This is a genomic window from Haemophilus sp. HMSC061E01, assembly GCF_001810345.1.
Taxonomy (GTDB): Bacteria; Pseudomonadota; Gammaproteobacteria; order Enterobacterales; family Pasteurellaceae; genus Haemophilus_D.
Map to the genome: position 1 here is coordinate 255,120 of NZ_KV801015.1, position 19,610 is coordinate 274,729.

General features: G+C 38.5%; 17 protein-coding genes and 1 pseudogene. 13 read left to right on the forward strand and 5 right to left on the reverse strand.

The window, feature by feature from the left end; all coding sequences use genetic code 11:
• Positions 1–57: 57 nt before the first annotated feature.
• The 9 genes and pseudogenes from HMPREF2732_RS07130 (at position 58) to yedE (ending at position 10,734) form a co-directional block, all read left to right on the forward strand.
• Positions 58–756: a SanA/YdcF family protein gene (locus tag HMPREF2732_RS07130; protein ID WP_083304363.1), complete on the forward strand. Its 699-nt coding sequence runs from the start codon at positions 58–60 to the stop codon at positions 754–756.
• 166 nt (positions 757–922) lie between these two features.
• Positions 923–2,275, forward strand: coding sequence for a lysine-sensitive aspartokinase 3 (gene lysC, locus HMPREF2732_RS07135; protein ID WP_070592252.1), 1,353 nt, complete (start codon positions 923–925; stop codon positions 2,273–2,275).
• A gap of 130 nt (positions 2,276–2,405) precedes the next feature.
• Complete coding sequence (gene purA, locus HMPREF2732_RS07140; protein WP_070592253.1) at positions 2,406–3,704, forward strand: adenylosuccinate synthase; 1,299 nt, start codon at positions 2,406–2,408, stop codon at positions 3,702–3,704.
• A gap of 64 nt (positions 3,705–3,768) precedes the next feature.
• Positions 3,769–4,433: pseudogene (locus tag HMPREF2732_RS07145) on the forward strand (DUF484 family protein).
• Positions 4,434–4,596: 163 nt separating this feature from the next.
• Positions 4,597–5,592: an ABC transporter substrate-binding protein gene (locus HMPREF2732_RS07150; protein ID WP_049384949.1), complete on the forward strand. Its 996-nt coding sequence runs from the start codon at positions 4,597–4,599 to the stop codon at positions 5,590–5,592.
• Positions 5,593–5,611: 19 nt separating this feature from the next.
• Positions 5,612–6,682 (forward strand): ABC transporter ATP-binding protein, encoded by a 1,071-nt coding sequence (locus HMPREF2732_RS07155; RefSeq protein ID WP_049365915.1) that lies wholly within the window; start codon positions 5,612–5,614, stop codon positions 6,680–6,682.
• 11 nt (positions 6,683–6,693) lie between these two features.
• A complete protein-coding gene (locus HMPREF2732_RS07160; protein ID WP_014065220.1) occupies positions 6,694–8,388 on the forward strand; it encodes an ABC transporter permease in 1,695 nt (564 codons plus the stop codon).
• 17 nt (positions 8,389–8,405) lie between these two features.
• Positions 8,406–9,464: an ABC transporter ATP-binding protein gene (locus tag HMPREF2732_RS07165; RefSeq protein ID WP_049365916.1), complete on the forward strand. Its 1,059-nt coding sequence runs from the start codon at positions 8,406–8,408 to the stop codon at positions 9,462–9,464.
• Between the two features lie 208 nt (positions 9,465–9,672).
• Positions 9,673–10,734 (forward strand): YedE family putative selenium transporter, encoded by a 1,062-nt coding sequence (yedE, locus tag HMPREF2732_RS07170; RefSeq protein WP_070592254.1) that lies wholly within the window; start codon positions 9,673–9,675, stop codon positions 10,732–10,734.
• A 93-nt stretch (positions 10,735–10,827) separates the two neighbouring features.
• Here yedE and ilvN read toward each other — a convergent pair whose 3' ends face one another.
• On the reverse strand, positions 10,828–11,319 hold the full coding sequence (gene ilvN / locus HMPREF2732_RS07175) for an acetolactate synthase small subunit (protein ID WP_005695880.1): 492 nt from the start codon (positions 11,317–11,319) through the stop codon (positions 10,828–10,830).
• Positions 11,319–13,043: an acetolactate synthase 3 large subunit gene (locus HMPREF2732_RS07180; RefSeq protein WP_070592255.1), complete on the reverse strand. Its 1,725-nt coding sequence runs from the start codon at positions 13,041–13,043 to the stop codon at positions 11,319–11,321. The genes ilvN and HMPREF2732_RS07180 overlap by 1 nt, the downstream gene beginning before the upstream one ends.
• A gap of 372 nt (positions 13,044–13,415) precedes the next feature.
• Between HMPREF2732_RS07180 and HMPREF2732_RS07185 the strand changes: the two genes are divergently transcribed.
• The 3 genes from HMPREF2732_RS07185 to HMPREF2732_RS07195 all read left to right on the forward strand — a co-directional run bounded on the left by HMPREF2732_RS07185 (position 13,416) and on the right by HMPREF2732_RS07195 (position 14,455).
• The gene (locus HMPREF2732_RS07185; RefSeq protein WP_070592256.1) at positions 13,416–13,844 is read left to right on the forward strand and encodes a VOC family protein; all 429 of its coding nucleotides are present in this window, start codon (positions 13,416–13,418) and stop codon (positions 13,842–13,844) included.
• A 21-nt stretch (positions 13,845–13,865) separates the two neighbouring features.
• Positions 13,866–14,186, forward strand: coding sequence for a TfoX/Sxy family protein (locus tag HMPREF2732_RS07190; protein WP_070592257.1), 321 nt, complete (start codon positions 13,866–13,868; stop codon positions 14,184–14,186).
• Positions 14,187–14,287: 101 nt separating this feature from the next.
• A complete protein-coding gene (locus HMPREF2732_RS07195; protein ID WP_070592258.1) occupies positions 14,288–14,455 on the forward strand; it encodes a transposon-encoded TnpW family protein in 168 nt (55 codons plus the stop codon).
• Positions 14,456–14,589: 134 nt separating this feature from the next.
• On the opposite strand, the gene fabB is transcribed toward HMPREF2732_RS07195, so the two are convergent.
• On the reverse strand, positions 14,590–15,810 hold the full coding sequence (fabB, locus tag HMPREF2732_RS07200; RefSeq protein WP_070592259.1) for a beta-ketoacyl-ACP synthase I: 1,221 nt from the start codon (positions 15,808–15,810) through the stop codon (positions 14,590–14,592).
• Positions 15,811–15,992: 182 nt separating this feature from the next.
• Here fabB and mnmC point away from each other — a divergent pair, with 182 nt between their 5' ends.
• Positions 15,993–18,002 carry a bifunctional tRNA (5-methylaminomethyl-2-thiouridine)(34)-methyltransferase MnmC2/FAD-dependent 5-carboxymethylaminomethyl-2-thiouridine(34) oxidoreductase MnmC1 gene (gene mnmC / locus HMPREF2732_RS07205; RefSeq protein ID WP_070592260.1) on the forward strand — a complete coding sequence of 670 codons (2,010 nt, stop codon included), beginning with the start codon at positions 15,993–15,995 and terminating at the stop codon, positions 18,000–18,002.
• Between the two features lie 33 nt (positions 18,003–18,035).
• Here the strand turns inward: mnmC and HMPREF2732_RS07210 are convergent, their stop codons facing one another.
• Positions 18,036–18,710, reverse strand: coding sequence for a tetratricopeptide repeat protein (locus HMPREF2732_RS07210; protein ID WP_070592261.1), 675 nt, complete (start codon positions 18,708–18,710; stop codon positions 18,036–18,038).
• 1 nt (position 18,711) lies between these two features.
• A complete protein-coding gene (locus HMPREF2732_RS07215) occupies positions 18,712–19,428 on the reverse strand; it encodes a YwiC-like family protein (protein WP_070592262.1) in 717 nt (238 codons plus the stop codon).
• Between the last annotated feature and the right edge of the window lie 182 nt (positions 19,429–19,610).

Below are 19,610 nucleotides of genomic sequence, written 5' to 3' on the forward strand. Positions count from 1 at the left end.
CAATTTGGTAAACAAATTACACTTGAAATTATTTTGATTTTTCAGTATGTTAGCAATATGCAACTATCCAAAATGCGGTTAAAAATGACCGCACTTTCATGGCTCTCTCGCCTTCCTCTGAAAAAACTCCTCGGCTACGCCTTGGGGTTAGGTTTACTCGTCTTGATTGGTTGCTTCACCATTGATCGTGCTATTAGTTTCTATGTGCAAGATCGCGTTTATGAAGACATTGAAACGCTCCCGCATCGTCACTACGCACTAGTACTAGGTACATCCAAATATGTCGCTAAGGGAAAAACCAATAAATATTATGACTATCGCTTAGAAGCATCAAAATACTTAATCGATCAAAATAAAGTTGATTATCTACTACTAAGTGGCGATAACCGCACGCTTCAATACAACGAGCCGCGTACCATGTTTTTGGATCTACGTAAAATGGGCGTGTCTGAAAGCGTTATGTTTAAAGATTTTGCAGGCTTCCGAACCTTAGACTCTGTTGTGCGAGCAAATAAAGTTTTCCAAGTGCCCTCTTTTACTATTATCAGTCAAAAATTCCATTGTGAACGTGCTCTGCTTATTGCTAAACATTACGATATTGACGCAATTTGTTTCACCGCAAAACAGCCAGAAGTTTATTTTGGAACACGTGTCCGCGAAATGTTTGCTCGCGTGAAAGCCGTATTAGACTTAATTATCGGGGTAAAACCTTATTTTCTTGGCACGCCAGAGCCACTGCCAATGCCTGCTGAATAGTTAATGATTCTTTAATTTTTACCCTGTTAAATCAAAAAATATCTAAATAATTGGTTTTTTACTCTATTTTTTTAGAGTATTTATTTGACAATTTTTGATGAAATCGCTATTTCTAATACTCATCACAAACACAACATCTTACTTTTCATTTTTAGAGGATTATCTTATGTCTCATTTATCGGTAGCAAAATTTGGTGGTACATCCGTCGCGAACTATTCCGCTATGCAAGCTTGTGCCAAAATCGTCATTGCAGATCCTAATACTCGCGTTGTCGTGCTTTCTGCATCAGCTGGTGTAACAAACTTATTAGTTGCCTTAGCCAATGGTGTCGAAGCTGAAGAGCGCGCAAAATTAATTGGTGAAGTCCGACAAATTCAAGAAAACATTTTAAATGAATTAAAAGACGACAGCCGTGTTCGCCCTATCATTGAAAAATATTTAGAAAATATTACCGCACTTTCTGAAGCAGCTAGCCTTGCAACATCACTTGCTTTAACTGATGAGCTCATTAGCCACGGTGAAATGATGTCAACGCAAATTTTCATTGAAGTATTAAGAGAATTACAAACCTCAGCTACTTGGGTCGATGTGCGTACTTTAGTCGCAACCAATGATAACTTTGGTAAAGCGTCACCAGATGATGCTCAAACCCAAGCAAATTGCGATAATTTATTAAAACCATTAATCGACCGAGGTGAATTAGTCATCACCCAAGGTTTTATCGGCCGTGAACCAGGTGGTAAAACGACTACTTTAGGTCGTGGTGGTAGTGACTACTCTGCGGCACTTTTAGCTGAAGTATTAAACGCAAAAGATGTATTAATTTGGACGGATGTGGCGGGAATTTACACCACAGATCCGCGTGTCGTCCCTGAAGCAAAACGTATTGATACCATGAGTTTTGCTGAAGCAGCTGAAATGGCAACTTTCGGCGCTAAAGTATTACACCCTGCAACATTACTTCCAGCTGTACGCAGTAATATTCCAGTTTATGTAGGTTCAAGTAAAGCACCTGATGCAGGCGGTACTTGGGTAACACGCGATCCACAACCACGTCCAACATTCCGTGCAATTGCAGTTCGTCGCGATCAAACTTTATTGACGCTTTCAAGCTTAAGCATGTTACATGCCCAAGGATTCCTTGCAAATGTATTCAATATCTTAGCCAAATATAAAATTTCGGTGGACACGATTACGACTTCAGAAGTGAGTATTGCATTAACGTTAGATAAAACAGGCTCTGCTTCATCTGGTATTGAATTACTTTCACCAGAATTATTAGAAGAATTAAGTCAATATTGTACTGTGAAAGTCGATACAGGCTTATCACTTGTCGCATTAATTGGAAATGACTTACACCTCGCTTCTGGTGTAGCAAAACGTATTTTCGACACACTTGAAGGCTATAACATTCGCATGATTAGCTATGGCGCAAGCACGAATAACATTTGTATGCTAGCGCATAGTGACAAAGCGGATGACGTAGTACGTTCATTACATAAATCGTTGTTTGAATAATAAATTTAGAGAAAGTGCGGTTAAAAATAACCGCACTTTTTTACGTTTTGAATTTGAGATTAAGGCAAAAAAAGAGTAAAGTAATCGTTTGTCTGATTTATAAACTTACGCAAAACTTAAGGCGGAAATTATGGGAAAAAGTGTTGTTGTTCTTGGCGCTCAATGGGGCGATGAAGGGAAAGGCAAGATCGTTGATTTATTAACGGATCGAGTCAAATATGTGGTGCGTTACCAAGGTGGTCACAACGCAGGTCACACATTAATTATTAATGGTGAAAAAACTGTATTACGCTTAATTCCATCTGGTATTTTACGTGATAACGTGACCTGTTTAATCGGTAACGGTGTGGTACTTTCTCCTGCTGCATTAATGCAAGAAATGGGCGAATTAGAAAACCGTGGCGTAAAAGTACGTGAACGTTTATTAATTTCAGAAGCTTGTCCATTAATCCTACCTTATCACGTTGCAATGGATCACGCACGTGAAGCCGCATTAGGTAAAAAAGCCATTGGTACAACCGGTCGTGGTATCGGCCCCGCTTATGAAGATAAAGTCGCACGCCGCGGTTTGCGCGTAGGTGATTTATTCAATCGTGAAGCCTTTGCTGAAAAATTAAAAAATCTGCTTGAATACTATAATTTCCAATTGGTGAACTACTACAAAGTAGAACCTGTTGATTATCAAAAAACATTAGACGATGTGTTCGCGGTAGCTGATATCATCACTGGCATGGTAGCAGATGTGACAACCATCTTAGATACTGCTCGCAAAAATGGCGACAACATTTTATTTGAAGGTGCCCAAGGTACCATGCTTGATATCGACCACGGCACCTATCCGTATGTAACCAGTTCTAACACTACAGCAGGCGGTGTAGCAACAGGTTCAGGTTTTGGCCCTCGTAACCTTGATTATGTCTTAGGTATCATCAAAGCATACTGTACACGTGTTGGTGGCGGTCCATTCACCACAGAATTATTCGATGAAACTGGTGCTGAAATTGCTCGTAAAGGTAATGAATTTGGTGCAGTAACCGGTCGTCCACGTCGTTGTGGTTGGTTTGATGCTGTAGCGATTCGCCGTGCGATTCAACTTAACTCAATTTCTGGTTTCTGTATGACCAAATTAGACGTATTAGATGGCTTTGATGAAGTAAAAATCTGTACGGCTTACAAAATGCCAAATGGCGAAATTGTTGAATATGCACCATTAGCAGCAAAAGATTGGGAAGGCGTAGAGCCAATTTACGAAACCCTACCTGGTTGGAAAGAAAACACCTTTGGTGTGACTGATGTAAATAAACTACCGCAAACTTGCCGTGATTACATCAAACGTATCGAAGAAGTAACTGGCGTACCAGTGGCTATCCTTTCAACGGGCCCAGATCGTGTTCAAACAATGATTTTACGCGATCCATTTGCGGCCTAAAACAGCATAAAAATAAACCGCACTTTGGTACAACCAAGTGCGGTTATTTTTTAAGGAGTTTTTGATGACTGAACAAGATATTGCTGACTACCTAAAAAATCACCCAGATTTTTTTACTCATCACCCAGAACTACTTCAACAGCTTACCATTCCACATAGCCATGAAGAAGGGACAATTTCATTAGTCGAAGCACAACTTGCTCAGCAACGAGAACAGATCAAAAAGCTTACTCAACTCCTCGAAAAATTTCATCAACTTGCTCATCAAGAAGCAGATATCTTCTTTGCTCTCTTACCTTTGCAGAAAAAACTGTTTCAAGCAGAAGACTTCATTGCCATCAATGAAAAGCTTGATGACTGGGCAAAAGGCTATGAGCTAGAAGGTGTCAAAATCTTACTTTTCACTGACAGCTGGCAAAAAAAGACACCACTCCTGAACAATATTGGCTAGACAGAAAAGCCTTTGAACTCATTCGCCTAGAGCGCATGGGCTTACGCCAATTCTATTTAGGCGATCTCTCCAATAAAGAAAAAGCCCTTATCTTCCTCCCTGAAGAACTCCCTATCGGCTCTGTGGCGATTTGCCGCTTAGGCGGAACACCACAAAAACCAACCGCACTTTTACTCTTCAAATCTCGAGACACAGACCGTTTCCACAACGACCAAGACACCACATTTCTTCGACATTTAGTTGATATTGTGGAATTGCATTTGGGAAGATGGATTTAGACATTATTAAGTGATCTCTATCACAAATCTGAAAATTATTTAAATTTAGACTTTTATATTCAAATATTTAAGCGTATTTTGTAGGTTAGATGTTTTGGTATAAATGTCGATCGTAGTTTGATCTCATTTACTGATTTTATCCCTATCTCAGTGAGGTTTCATTATGAATAAAAAAATGTCTTTAACATTGATTGCTATTGGACTAGGTATGTCACTTAGTAATATTGCTGCAGCACAAGAAAAATTAATTGTGTACACATCAATGAAGGAATCATTAATTGGAGCATTAAAAGCTAAGTTTACTGAAAAATATCCAGATGTTGAAATGGATTATCAGTCTGCTGGTGCCGGAAAATTGATGGCTAAAATTGCAACGGAAAAAGAATCCGGGAAAATTATGGCTGATGTAATTTGGACAAGTGAAGTACCTGACTTCTTCCAAATGAAAAAGAACGGCATGCTCGAAGCTTATGTTTCCCCTGAAACAAACAATATCGTTAATCCTATCCCTAATTTCGATGGTTCTTTTACCCCAATCCGCCTCGGCACACTAGCAATCGCCTACAATACGCGTTTCGTTAAAGATAATCCACCTGCTGAATGGGCTGATATCTTAAAACCTGAATATAAAGGTGCATTTGGTATTGCAAACCCTGCATTATCAGGTACGTCATATATGAGTGTTTCTCTATTAAAAGATAAATTTGGTTGGGAATTCTTTGAAAAATTAAAATCAAATAAAGCTAAAGTAGGTAAAGGCGCAGGACAAGTTATCGATGATACTGCATCAGGTGATTTGTTAGCTTCCTTAGCGGTTGACTATATTACCAATGATAAAATCAAAAAAGGTGCGCAATTAAAATTGGTCTATCCAAAAGAAATGCTTGTCATTCCTAGCCCTGCTGCAATCTTAAAAGGCACTGAACACCTTGCAGCTTCACAAAAATTTATTGACTTCTTACTTTCTGAAGATGGACAAAAAATCATTGCTAACGAAGGGACATTACCAGTTAGAAAAGGCGTTGAACTTGATGCTAAATTTGGTATGCCATCTCTAGAAGATGCTGTATCAAGAGCAATTCCTATTGACTATGAAAAATTAATGTCAGAAAAAGAAGAAACAATTAAACATTTCACTCAAATTCTTCAAGGTCGTTAATCAGTAAGGAGTTGTGATTATGGCAACAATTACATTTGAAAACATATGTAAAAAATTCGGTTCAAATGAAGTGTTAAAAGATCTTTCTCTAGTTGTAAAAGATGGAGAGTGCTTTACGCTTCTTGGCCCATCCGGCTGTGGAAAAACTGTCTTATTACGCCTGCTTGCAGGATTTGATGTGCCAGATAGTGGCCGTATTTTAATTGACGATGTGGTTGTTGCCGATCCCGCTACAAACACGGATGTTCCACCAGATCAACGTGGTCTAGGTGTCGTCTTCCAAGATTATGCTGTTTGGCCACATATGACTGTCTTTGACAATATCGCCTATCCTCTTAAATTAAAAAATATTGAAAAACAAGCTCTCCATAAACAAGTGATGGAAGTTGTCGAATTAGTCAATTTAACTGGCTTAGAAGAACGTTTACCTTCTCAATTATCAGGAGGACAACAACAGCGTGTTGCTCTCGCAAGGGCATTAGTTGCTAAACCATCTTTAATGCTCTTAGACGAACCTCTCAATAACCTAGATGCTAATCTTCGAGAAGAAATGCGTTTCGAAATTAAAGAGTTACAGAAAAAACTCGGCATTACTATTCTGTACGTAACACATGACCAAGAAATTGCCCTAGCAATATCAGACCGTTTGGCCATTATGAATGAGCATGGCGATATCCAACAAATTGGCACACCATGGGACATTTACGAACGTTCAGAAAATGAGATGGTGTTTAAATTTATGGGGCTCGCAAATTTCATTCCTGTGAGATACCAAAATAATCATCATTATATTGGAGAAGGTAATCAAATTTTAAACTGGAAAAACTTGCCACCTAACTCAGGGAAATTAGGATGTCGACCTTCCGATATCATACTAAGCAAAAACAATGAAGGTTTACTAGGAAAAATATCAAGAGCCAGTTTTCTTGGCGCGGTAATGGATTATATGGTAGAGATTGATGGTGTAACACTACGAACAGAAATCCCAACTAATAAAGCATTACGTAATAATTTAATGTTCAATGAAGGTGAAAATTGCTTTATCAGTTTTCATGATTTGCTTTGGTTTGATTCTGCTAAAGAAATCTAGAGGGGTTTATTATGGCTACAACTATTCAAAATAATCATCCATTCAATATTGCTAACGTTATTCTAGCCTTATCTATCGGTATCTTAGTTATCGTTGTTGCGGTTCCTGTTTTACTTATTTTCCTCAATTCTTTTTGGGTTGATGGACAATTTAATATCACCGATGTGGTGAATATTCTTAAGCAAGAAGAAACCTATGAAGCATTACTCAATTCACTTTTCATCGCATCTGGCGTAACAGTGATGAGTACGATCATTGGTACATTTTTTGCTTGGTTAGTAACTCGAACAGATCTACCTTATAAAGGTTTTATGAAAGTGATGTTCCTTGTACCTTTTATGCTTCCTTCTTTCATTGGAGCCTTAGCTTGGAAAATGTTACTTTCACCACGTTCTGGTTATATTAACCAATTCTTCATGGATTTAGGATTTGATGGACCTATTTTTAATATCTATAGCTACGCTGGTATTATGGCTGTAGAAACAATGTATCTTTTCCCATTCGTCTTTATCCAAGTCTGTGGTGCATTAGAGCGCATGGACCCGACATTAGAAGAATCAGCGAGAATCTCAGGCGCAAGCCTCTTTACCATTACACGTAAAATTACCATTCCACTCGTCATGCCTAGTATTCTTTCTGGTGCATTACTCATTATGCTCTATTCTATGGCTCACTTTGGTACTGTTGCCGTACTGGGCGTAGAAAATGGTATTTTTAACATTCCAACCCTCATTTATGAACGTATTCACCAAAGTGCGGGTAGCTTTGAAGCAATTCGTACCGGTACTGTACTTGCAACTGTTTTAGTATTCACTGCGGCACTTATTATTTGGTTACAAAACAAAATCTTAAATAAAGGCCGATTCCAAATTATTGCCGGTAAAAGCTTTAGACCTATTGAAGTAAAACTTCGTGGTTTGAGAAAACCGTTGCTTGTTATTTGCTTACTCTACATCGCCTTTACAATCGTATTGCCTACGGTCACGATTTTCCTTGTTGGTGGATTAAAAACCTATGGATTACCAATTACATGGGAAAACCTCACATTAGATAACTATAAATTCATCTTATTTGAATGGCAGTTAACAAAAGATGCAATTCGCAATAGTGTGACTCTCGGTCTCGCGGCAGCACTTATTACCATGTTTGCAGGGGTAATGATTTCTTATGTTATCGTTAAAATGCGTGTTCGCGGAAAAGGTATTCTTGAGTTCTTAGGGATGTTACCATTCTCCGTACCTGGCTCTGTAATTGCTCTTGGGGTGATCCTTGCCTGGAGTGGTAAATTTGGCATCAATCTCTACAATACAGTTTGGATTATTTTAATTGCTTACATTGCGCGTTATATGGCTTTCTCACTCAAAGCTAACTCTGCAGCACTTGAGCAAGTACATGATTCATTAGTTGAAGCTTCTCGAGCATGTGGAGCAAGTATGTGGCAATCCTTAAAAGATATTGTTATCCCACTCGTAAGACCAGGGATGATTGCTGCTTTCTTCCTGATTTTCCTTCCAGCCCTACGTGAATTGACTGTTTCTGTTATGTTATATGGTCCTTCTACACGAACCATCGGTGTCGCAATTTATACTCTAAATGAAGACGGTGAAACGGTTTATTCTGCAGCATTAGCGGGTATTGCCCTAATAATCATTGTGTTAGGCCAAACTGTTATTAAACGTTATGCTGAAAAGAAAACTCAAAAATAGAAGGTTAGGAGTAAAAGATGAGCTATATTCAATTAAATCATGTCATGAAAAAATTTGGTGATGTTATTGCCATTGAAGATCTTAACCTTTCTATCGAAAAAGGCGAATGTTTCTCTATGCTAGGGCCATCAGGTTGTGGAAAAACAACTACCCTACGAATGATTGCAGGCTTTGAAGACTTAGATGGTGGGGAAATTAAAGTCGGTGATAAATTACTGTCATCGAAGAAAAACAATTTCTATCTCCCGCCAGAGAAACGCAATTTTGGCATGGTCTTTCAGGCCTTTGCGGTATGGCCACATATGACGGTATATGATAACGTTGCCTTTCCGTTAAAACTCAAAAATATTTCAGCCCAAGAAATTGAAAAACGAACAACCGATGCGCTAAGACACACTAATTTACTTAGTGTTGCCAAGAAAAGCCCTGATGATTTATCTGGTGGTGGAAAACAACGTGTGGCACTTGCTAGAGCATTAGCAATTAACCCAGACGTCATGTTACTAGACGAACCATTATCAAGCTTAGACCCACATCTTCGTGAAGAAATGCGGTTTGAAATTAAGGCATTACAGAAAAAATTTGGGTTCTCAATTATTTATGTGACTCATGACCAATCTGAAGCGATGGCACTTTCAGATCGTATTATGGTTATGAAGAAAGGGGCGGTACAACAAATTGATACCCCATTAAATATTTATAACAACCCAGCTAACAAGTTTGTCTTCAATTTTATCGGGTTATCAAATCAATTAAATGTAAACCTGTCATCACAAGGTATTCATATTGATAAAGTTGATGGTATTTTCAATCTTCCAGAAATGCCAAATAATGACTTACTTTCACAAGGGAAAGCCATATTAGCAAGCCGTCCATCCGACATTGAATTTGTTCAACAAGGTGGAATCCCAGGTGTTGTAAAACGTCGTTCCTATCTTGGTGAAGTGACGGATTATAATATCCAAGTTGGAGATCAAGATATTCGTGTTCAAATTGGACGACGAGATTCTGGCCCGAAAGAAGGGGAAACATGTCAGATAGCCTTTGAACATCTGCATTGGTACCCTGCTGAATAACATATCTTAAGTGCGGTTAAATTTAACCGCACTTTTATTTTTTATGATAATTAAACAAGCTTTTCTCATTATCAACTAATCTTTGATCCCGCTCACAATTTCAAAAAAATAAACTTTCTTTATTTTTCAACTCTTTCTACAATACCTTTGTTTTTATTATTAAAAACACACAATTCAATTTAACTTCAGATATCACAAGGGTCTAATTATGAAAATTTTAACTTGGCCTGTGGTTGCAGGTGCTGCACTTGGTATCGTTGCGCCACTTCTCACTTACAATGGCAATCCTGGTAATATGGGATTTTGTGCGGCTTGTTTCTTACGCGATACAGCCGGATCGCTTGGATTACATCACGCTGCCCCATTGCAATACCTTCGCCCAGAACTCATTGGATTAGTTTTAGGAGCACTCGCCAGTGCATTATTATCTAAGGAATTTAAACCTCGTGGTGGATCTGCCCCACTTGCTCGTATTAGCTTAGGCTTTTTTGCGATGCTTGGTGCACTCATTTTCTTAGGTTGTCCATGGCGTGCTTATTTACGATTAGGTGGCGGTGATCTCACTGCAATTGCAGGTATCGTAGGATTGTTTGCCGGTGTATTAGGCGGCATTTTCTTCGCTAATCGAGGATTCTCATTAGGTAAATCTAAGGAACAAAGCCAATCTTCGGGCTTAATCGGTCCAATCTTTGCGGTGATTTTGCTTGTTTTAGCCTTAACCCAATTTAAATTTGGTGAAAATCTAGCAATTTACACCTCTGAAAAAGGCCCTGGTGCACAACATGCGGCTATTTGGATGTCACTTGCTGGCGGATTACTTCTCGGTGTGCTGATGCAAAAATCACGTTTTTGCACAATTGGGGCATTCCGAAACTTTGTCCTCTTCCGTGATGCACATTTATTAAATGGTGTAATTGCACTGATAGTCTTTGCAGCAATAACCAATGCCTTATTAGGTCAATTCCATTTAGGCTTTGAAAAACAACCTATCGCGCATAATGACTATCTCTACAATTTCCTTTCTATGGCGCTTTGCGGACTTTGCTTTGCATTAGGCGGCGGTTGTCCAGGCAAACAATTAGTCAATATTGGTGAAGGAAATAATGACTCAGCATTATTTGTGCTCGGTATGTTACTAGGCGCAGCAGCGGCACATAACTTTGGTTTCGCGGCTGCTCCTACTGGTGTTCCAACCTTTACACCTTATGTTTTACTTGCTGGTTTTGCAGTTTGTTTATATATCGCATTAACTAATAAATCGGAAGCTTAATATTCATTCAGAATAAACAAAAAGGAAGTCAATCATGACTTCCTTTTTTCGTTTTCAAAAGTGCGGTCATTTTTAACCGCACTTTCTACATCATTAGAGAATATTTTTCTCACCACGGGAAAGGCTAATTAAGCCTGAACGAACAATCTCAAGTAATGTACTTTCTTCCTTCACAGCCTCAACAAAAGCATCTAATTTGTCTTTTGTACCCGTTAATTGAATCGTGTAGGATTTTGTTGTTACATCCACAATCTGCCCACGGAAGATGTCGGCTAAACGTTTTAACTCATCACGCGATGAACCCGTTGCACGTACTTTCACTAACAACACTTCACGCTCAACGTGCTCATGTTCACTCAAGTTAATAACTTTAAACACATCCACTAATTTGTGAAGTTGTTTTTCGATTTGTTCGAGCACTTGCTCATCACCCACCGCTTCAATCGTCATACGAGAAAGCGTTGGATCATCGGTTGGTGCCACAGTTAAGCTTTCAATGTTAAATGCACGTTGGGAAAATAAGCCGACCACACGAGATAATGCACCGGATTCATTTTCTAATAAAACAGATAAAATTCTACGCATTATTCTTTCTCCTCTTGTGGTTTGCTTAAAATCATCTCATTCATTGCCCCGCCGCGAACTTGCATTGGGTAAACGTGTTCGGTTTCATCAACGTTAATATCAACAAAGACCAATTTATTTTTAATACTGAAGGCTTCTTTTAATTTGCGTTCTAATTCATCTGGTGTCGAAATTTGAATTCCCACATGACCATAAGATTCGGCTAACTTCACGAAATCCGGTAAAGAATTCATATAAGTTTGAGAATGGCGGCCAGAGTAAATCAAATCTTGCCATTGTTTTACCATGCCTAAGAAGTGGTTGTTCAAACAAATTACCACAACAGGAATACCGTATTGCGTTGCTGTTGAAAGCTCTTGGATATTCATTTGAATACTGCCATCACCCGTTACACAAACCACAGTTGCTTCAGGATGCGCAAGTTTCACCCCTAATGCAGCCGGTAAACCGAAGCCCATCGTACCTGCACCACCTGAATTGATCCAACGGCGTGGTAAATCAAACGGATAATGTAATGCGGCAAACATTTGATGTTGGCCTACATCCGATGCCACATACGCTTGGCCTTTTGTAATACGATATACCGCTTCCATCACTTGCTGTGGTTTGATGACGCCTGAAGTGCGGTCGAAATCCAAGCATTTTTTCGCTTTCCATTCATCAATTTGTTTCCACCAATCTTCTAATTGGTTTTGAGGACGCGAACCAATTTCTTCACCTAATAAGCTTAAGAACTCATCCAATACATTTTTAGCGTTACCTACAATTGGAATCGCAACAGGGACGTTTTTAGAAATAGAGGTTGGATCAATATCAATCTGAATCACTTTTGCATTCGGGCAATATTTATCTAAGTTGTTAGTGGTTCGGTCATCAAAACGAACACCAACACCTAGAATTAAATCACTTTCATGCATGGCTGTATTGGCTTCATAAGTCCCGTGCATCCCAAGCATGCCTAAGAATTGTTTGTCCGTACTTGGATACACACCTAAACCCATTAATGATGAGGTAACCGGTAAATTTAAACGTTGTGCAAATTGCGTTAATTCTTCATGACAGCCTGCTGCAATAGCACCACCACCGACGAATAAAACCGGTTTTTTAGCCACTAATAATGCTTTTAACGCTTTCTTAATTTGACCTTTGTGACCATTTACCGTTGGATTATAAGAACGAAGCTCAACAGATTTTGGATATTCGTAAGGATATTTTAAAGTTGGATTTACGGTATCTTTTGGAATGTCTACGACAACAGGACCTGGACGGCCTGTTGATGCGATATAAAAGGCTTTTTTCAAGATACCTGGAATGTCTTCTGCTTTTTTAACAATAAAGCTGTGCTTAACCACTGGACGAGAAATCCCCACCATATCACATTCTTGGAACGCATCACGGCCGATTAAGCTACTCATTACCTGACCTGAAATGATCACCATTGGTACTGAATCAGTATAAGCGGTCAAAATACCCGTAATCGCATTGGTCGCACCAGGTCCTGATGTTACTAACACACAACCTACTTTACCTGTCGCACGTGCATAACCATCTGCCATATGTACCGCGGCTTGCTCATGACGAACTAAAATATGCTCAATCCCACCAAGAGTATGGATTGCATCATAAATATCCAATACGGCACCGCCTGGATAACCAAATAAATACTCAACGCCTTCGTCACGCAAAGACTGAACCACCATTTCCGCACCGGATAATTTCTTCATATTTTACTCCTAAAACTGACCGCACTTTTATTTGTTACGATTCGTGTCAAAACAATGGAAACATCATACCGAAAGAAAACGGCTTGTCCAGCATGAGAAAAGTCTAAAAAAATGAATTAAAAAGCATTAAAAACCAACAAAATCAAAATATTAAGATTTAAATAAAGATAATTAATATAAAAAGCAGAAAATCGTAGTTTTATATGGAGTTTTATAAAAATAAAAATTTTTTATGCTTTTATTCAAAATTTTGAGCTGGATCACATTTTAAGCGTCAATTTCTATGATGATTAAGGAGAAAGGATTAATATATTCAAATTTAAATAGTGAAACATCAATGAATGAAATAAATTGGATTTTGCGGAGACTGAAATGAATAAGATTACTTGTATTTGTTTAGGTGTTAGAGATATGGAAAGTTCAATAAAGTTTTACAGAGATAGTTTAGGATATAAGACTGATTGCAAAGAAAATAATCCGCCAGTATGTTTTTTCGATACTCCAGGAACAAAATTTGAACTATTTCCTTTGGAACAATTAGCAAAAGATATCGATGAAAACAACCCACCAAAAGGGAATGGGTTTTCTGGAATTACATTAGCGTACAATGTTGAACATAAAGAAGATGTTGATAGTGTAATTGAATTAGTACGTAATGCTGGCGGAAGAATTGTAAAAGAACCACAAGACACCTTTTGGGGTGGATATCACGCATATTTTTCTGATTTAGATGGATATTATTGGGAAGTTGCATGGGGTTCAAATTTCCAGTTTGATGAAAATGGACTATTGAAATTTTAGTAATTAGGAGAGATATAAAAAATGGCTTCAAGCAAAGAATACTTAGACTTTATTTTAGAACAAGTATCTGAATTAGATAATGTTAGTTATAAAGCCATGATGGGAGAATTTATTATCTATTACAAAGGAAAAATTATTGGCGGAATATATGATGATAGATTACTTGTTAAACCTATGCAGTCTGCGATAAATTATATGCCAAATGCAGTGTATGAGTTGCCGTATGATGGAGCAAAGGAAATGCTATTGGTAGATGAGGTTGATAATAAAGAGTTTCTAATTGGATTGTTTGATGCTATGTATGATGATTTGCCTGTACCAAAACCAAAGAAAAAGAAATAATAAAATCCCAGTTTATCTAATTGAATAGAACAATTTTAGGAACAGTAAATCGAAAAAAGGTTTACTGTTTTTTCTTTGCCTAAAAACGGAAAGGAGGACTTATGGAAGAAGAAAAAAGAGTAATAAAAGAATCACAACATAAACAGTTAGTAATGGATATTGGAAAAACAAAATATACTGTAAATCTACATTTCAAGCAAGGTACAGGCGAAACATACAAGGATAAAATACTAAAGCTAATCAAAGGAGAAACAGATAAGATAAGATAAGATAAGATAAGATATAAATTTATCAAAGATAATTTCGTTTATGTCCTTGACAAATCTTCCCAAAAGGGATGGATTATAGGAAATAACCGCACTTGGAAGATCCAAAGTGCGGTTAGAATTTAAGAGGTTTTTAATTAGCCTTTATAGCGTTTGAACACTAAAGTCGCATTTGTACCACCGAAACCAAAGCTGTTTGACATTACTGTTTGTAAACCTGCATTTTCTTTTGTTTCAGTCACAATATTGCAGCCTTCTGCCGCTTCGTCTAATGTTTCAATATTAATGCTTGGTGCAATGAAGTCATTATGTAGCATTAATAAGGTATAGATTGCTTCGTGTGCACCAGCAGCACCTAAAGAGTGACCGGTCATTGATTTGGTTGAAGAAATCGCTGGGATTTTATCACCAAATACATTTTTGATCGCACCTAATTCTTTTACATCACCAACTGGTGTCGATGTACCGTGTACGTTGATGTAATCAATTGGGGTATCTACTGTTGCCATTGCTTGTTTCATACAACGCTCTGCACCTTCACCGCTTGGCGCGACCATGTCGTAACCATCAGAGGTTGCACCGTAGCCCACGATTTCAGCGTAGATTTTTGCACCACGTGCTAATGCGTGTTCTAATTCTTCAACCACCACAACTGCACCACCACCTGCAATAACGAAACCATCACGGTTTGCATCGTAAGCACGAGACGCTTTTTCTGGGGTATCATTGTATTTAGTTGAAACCGCACCCATTGCATCGAATTCTGTTGCACATTCCCAAGATAATTCTTCCGCACCACCCGCGAAAACCACATCTTGTTTACCTAATTGGATTAATTCAACTGCGTGACCAATACAGTGTGCAGACGTTGCACAAGCAGAACTGATTGAGTAGTTTACACCACGGATTTTGTAAGGAGTTGCTAAACAAGCTGATACGCTTGAAGCCATGGTTTTAGTTACTGCATAAGGACCAATTGCTTTCACACCGCGTGGACCACGCACTGCATCACAAGCGACTAATTGGTTGTGCGCTGAACCGGTACCTGCACCGATTACAAGACCTGTACGATCATTTGAAACTTGATCTTCTGTTAAACCTGAATCTTCAATCGCTTCACGCATAGAAAGGTATGCGTAAGCTGCCGCATCACCCATAAAACGATATACTTTACGATCGATGTGCTCGCTTGGATCAAGTTTGATTGTGCCCGCAACATGGCTACGCATTTTCATTTCAACAAACTCAGGCACGACTTCAATACCAGATTTACCTGCTTTTAATGAAGCCAAAACTTCTTCTTTGTTGTTACCGATACTTGAAATAATACCAAAACCAGTAATTACAGCTCTTTTCATTCTTTATTCCTTATGATTTAGGGGAAATTTAATTCAACTTACAGTTGTTAGCTGAACGCAATTTACTATGAAATGAAAATATTGCAAGCAATAATTCATTTGTTCGACCAGTTAAGTTTTAACCGACTCAAAATTTCCGTGCTATTATAAAAGAATTTGATAAGACAAAAAAGAGCTAACACATGTTCACCATTCAGCACGCAAAAATTTATTTTAACGAAGAGAATACGCCAGTTTCAGATAAGTTTGATGATGTGTATTTTTCTAATCAAGATGGTTTAGCGGAAACCCATTATGTGTTTTTAGAAGGTAATCAGTTGTGGAAACGTTGGGTTCATTACCAAGAAGCCCACTTTGTTATTGCTGAAACGGGATTTGGCACAGGATTAAATTTCTTTGCGATGACCACGCTATTCCGTGAATTTCGTCAAAAATATCCAGATTCGCCTTTAAAACGCCTTTATTTTATCTCTTTTGAAAAATACCCTTTGCCACTTGATGCATTACAACAAGCCCATTTAGCCTATCCGCAATTTTCTCACCTAGCTGAACATCTACAACAGTATTGGATTAATCCTATTCAAGGTTGCTATCGTTTTCAGTTTGATGAAACCACGTTAGATCTTTGGTTTGGTGATGTGGCTGAAAATCTGCCGCAACTGGGCGATTATATGAATGATAAAATTGATGCGTGGTTTTTAGATGGTTTTGCGCCAAGTAAAAATCCAGACATGTGGAACGAGCAGCTTTATCAGCAAATGTTTCGTTTTACCAAGCCACAAGGCACCTTTGCGACCTTTACTGCAGCAAGTGCGGTCAGAAAAGGCTTAGAAAATACGGGCTTTAATATTACAAAACGCAAAGGTTTTGGTAAAAAACGAGAATGTCTTTCTGGTCAAAAAACGCATGAAAAACTGACCGCACTTTCAGCCCCCTGGTTTCATAGTCAGCCCGCGAATCTAAACGAGCAAGATATTGCCATTATTGGTGGCGGGATTGCCTCGCTTTGCACGGCTATCTCCTTGCTTAAACGAGGCGCCAAAATTACGATTTATTGCGAAGATGAGCAAACCGCCCTCAATGCATCCGGCAACAAACAAGGCGCATTTTATCCACAACTGAGCGATGATAACGAGCGTAATATTCGTTTTTATATTCATGCTTTTGCCTATGGTCATCAATTCCTACAATGGGCAATTCAGCAACAAATCAAATTTGAACATGAATTCTGTGGTATCGCGCTTTGTGCTTACAATGAGAAAGCTGAAAGTAAATTAAATAAAATCGCTGCGCTGAATTTGCCTTCTGATTTATACCAGTCATTAAGTCAAACTGAATTAAGCGAAAAAGTCGGTTTACCGTTACCTTTTGGGGGCGGTTTTATTCCTCAAGGGGCTTGGCTTGCACCACGTCAGTTAGTTCAGCATGCTTTTGCCTTTTTAGAAAAACAAGGCGTCCAGATTAAAACATCACAAAAAGTAACCGCACTTTCTCAAACAGAAAATGGTTGGCAAATCACCACAGCTGAAAATAAAACTTTCTGCCATGAAGTGGTTGTTTTAGCAAATGGGCATAAACTCACTGATTTTGAAAAAACACAAAAACTCCCACTCTACCCTGTTCGCGGGCAAGTGAGCCAAATTCCGACATCAGCAAATTTGCTTAAACTCAAAACTGTGTTGTGCTATGACGGCTATCTTACGCCAGTCGATCAAGCGAAAGCCAGTCATTGTATTGGCGCAAGTCATGTTCGTGATAATGCGACTCGTGAATTTAGCCTAACCGAACAACAAGAAAACCAACAAAAAATTCAGCAAAATATTCCAGAAGACTGGACAAAAGAAGTGAATACATCAGGCAATCTTGCTCGAATCGGTGTGCGTTGTTCGGTACGTGCTCTCACCCCAATGATGGGGGCTGTTCCACATTTTTCAGCTCAGCAAACACAATATCAGAATTTGTTTAATTTACGACGTCGTAAACAACCAATAGAACAAGCCGTAAACTACCCTAACCTCTATTTAATCGGTGCATTAGGCTCTAGAGGATTAACCTCTGCACCATTTTTAGGGGAAACACTTGCTTCCTTAATTTATGACGAGCCCTTACCAATGAGTGAAGATCTGATTCATAACTTAATGCCAAATCGCAGTTGGGTTAGACGCTGGTTAAAAGGGGCGGAGGTAAAATAAAAAAAGTGCGGTTAAAATCAACCGCACTTTTTCTTAATACAAGCTTAAACGTTGTAATCGCTGTCTGGCGATTTCTTTGATTTCATCCTTTTTCGCCGTATTCATAATTTCCAAATAAAGTAATTTGGCCAAACCAATATTAACTTGTGTCCCAATTCCCTCTTCATACAAACGAGCTAAACGGAATCGTCCTTCATTGCTGCCTGCATTTGCCGCTTTCTGGAACCATTCAAAGGCTTTGGTAAATTCTTTCTGATTGGTATAAATTTCCCCTAATGTAAGCATAGCATCGGGATCTTTTGTTGCACTGGCTTCAAATAATTTAATCGCTTGAGCGGTATTTTGTTTTACATAGTTGTTGCCATTGAAATACATCACTGCCAAATTATTGATAGCTTTAATACTGCCTCGCTCAGCAGCTTCGCTAAACCACCAATAAGCCAACTCTTTATTTTCATCCACTCCACGGCCTAAATTATAAAGCATCCCTAAATTGCTTTGTGCTTGTAAATTACCTTCCAACGCAAGAGGATACATAATTTCAAAAACCGCTTTCCAATCTTGTTTCTCTGCCAGTTTTTGCGCCAGATCCATTTTTTGCTGATCCGTCATTTGCGCTTTATCAACCAAATCAATGGTTTTCATCGCAAATGCTGAACTGCTTAAGGTGAGCGTGGTGAGGAGTAAAAGTTTGGCTAATGTCTTCATCTTATAATGTCGCTATCAATAAAATAATCAAAAAAATGGCGGATGTTCCGAATTCTATTAGACCAACTTGCTTAACCGAAAGTTTCTTGGTTGGTAAATAAATGGCACGAATTAACGCCGGCACAAAAGCAAGTGATAAGACATATTGTTGGGTAAACAAGCAACCGAGCACGCAAAGCACATGGAAAATAATAGAGGCTTTGAGATAAAGCGGATTTTTACGTTCACGCATCATTGATTTGACATAAAGTGTGGTACCAATAAAAAAGAGACTTGGATACAGCGCCACCCACCAGATTTTTTCATCAAAAGTGCGGTCAGAAAAATAATAGGATCCCATACCTGCAAGGGCAAAAATCGCAATACCGGCTAAATCATTGAGAAGATTGCGCTCATCTTTTTTCTTGGTGTAATAGATACTCACCAACACAAAAGGAAACATGGCGGCAATAAAGAAAAGAATTTGCCAGTTATAAAAAATGGCAGGAAGCGCAAATGAAAAAGCTGCGACACCATAGATGATTGTCCACTTTTTATATTCCGCCATATTTTTGCCTTTAAAGAGACTAAGCATTGGGTAACTCAGCAAATACATGCTGAACCAAGCTAAAAGCAAAAAGAAATGCGCCCAAACGGGTGAAGCTAATAACATACCGTAAACAAAAGGCAATAATGCCATGACAATAGCGCCATATTGATTCGAAATCAGGAGTTTCATAGTTTTCTTTAGTTGATAAAAATTCTCAATTATTTTATCTCACAATTTCTTGATTTACAAAGTCTAAAACCACCTTTAGAATGGAATTATCTTCATCAAAAAGGAGCCATTATGTCGATTCAACGCATTCAACCAAGCAAACGCTTTTCTGAAGTGGTCATTCATAACAATACCGCCTATTT

What these genes read in the sequence shown, in the direction of transcription:
- HMPREF2732_RS07130 (WP_083304363.1), top strand. Translation starts at nt 58, where the DNA reads ATGCAACTATCCAAAATGCGGTTAAAAATGACCGCACTTTCATGGCTC.
- lysC (WP_070592252.1), top strand. Translation starts at nt 923, where the DNA reads ATGTCTCATTTATCGGTAGCAAAATTTGGTGGTACATCCGTCGCGAAC.
- purA (WP_070592253.1), top strand. Translation starts at nt 2,406, where the DNA reads ATGGGAAAAAGTGTTGTTGTTCTTGGCGCTCAATGGGGCGATGAAGGG.
- HMPREF2732_RS07150 (WP_049384949.1), top strand. Translation starts at nt 4,597, where the DNA reads ATGAATAAAAAAATGTCTTTAACATTGATTGCTATTGGACTAGGTATG.
- HMPREF2732_RS07155 (WP_049365915.1), top strand. Translation starts at nt 5,612, where the DNA reads ATGGCAACAATTACATTTGAAAACATATGTAAAAAATTCGGTTCAAAT.
- HMPREF2732_RS07160 (WP_014065220.1), top strand. Translation starts at nt 6,694, where the DNA reads ATGGCTACAACTATTCAAAATAATCATCCATTCAATATTGCTAACGTT.
- HMPREF2732_RS07165 (WP_049365916.1), top strand. Translation starts at nt 8,406, where the DNA reads ATGAGCTATATTCAATTAAATCATGTCATGAAAAAATTTGGTGATGTT.
- yedE (WP_070592254.1), top strand. Translation starts at nt 9,673, where the DNA reads ATGAAAATTTTAACTTGGCCTGTGGTTGCAGGTGCTGCACTTGGTATC.
- ilvN (WP_005695880.1), bottom strand. Translation starts at nt 11,319, where the DNA reads ATGCGTAGAATTTTATCTGTTTTATTAGAAAATGAATCCGGTGCATTA.
- HMPREF2732_RS07180 (WP_070592255.1), bottom strand. Translation starts at nt 13,043, where the DNA reads ATGAAGAAATTATCCGGTGCGGAAATGGTGGTTCAGTCTTTGCGTGAC.
- HMPREF2732_RS07185 (WP_070592256.1), top strand. Translation starts at nt 13,416, where the DNA reads ATGAATAAGATTACTTGTATTTGTTTAGGTGTTAGAGATATGGAAAGT.
- HMPREF2732_RS07190 (WP_070592257.1), top strand. Translation starts at nt 13,866, where the DNA reads ATGGCTTCAAGCAAAGAATACTTAGACTTTATTTTAGAACAAGTATCT.
- HMPREF2732_RS07195 (WP_070592258.1), top strand. Translation starts at nt 14,288, where the DNA reads ATGGAAGAAGAAAAAAGAGTAATAAAAGAATCACAACATAAACAGTTA.
- fabB (WP_070592259.1), bottom strand. Translation starts at nt 15,810, where the DNA reads ATGAAAAGAGCTGTAATTACTGGTTTTGGTATTATTTCAAGTATCGGT.
- mnmC (WP_070592260.1), top strand. Translation starts at nt 15,993, where the DNA reads ATGTTCACCATTCAGCACGCAAAAATTTATTTTAACGAAGAGAATACG.
- HMPREF2732_RS07210 (WP_070592261.1), bottom strand. Translation starts at nt 18,710, where the DNA reads ATGAAGACATTAGCCAAACTTTTACTCCTCACCACGCTCACCTTAAGC.
- HMPREF2732_RS07215 (WP_070592262.1), bottom strand. Translation starts at nt 19,428, where the DNA reads ATGAAACTCCTGATTTCGAATCAATATGGCGCTATTGTCATGGCATTA.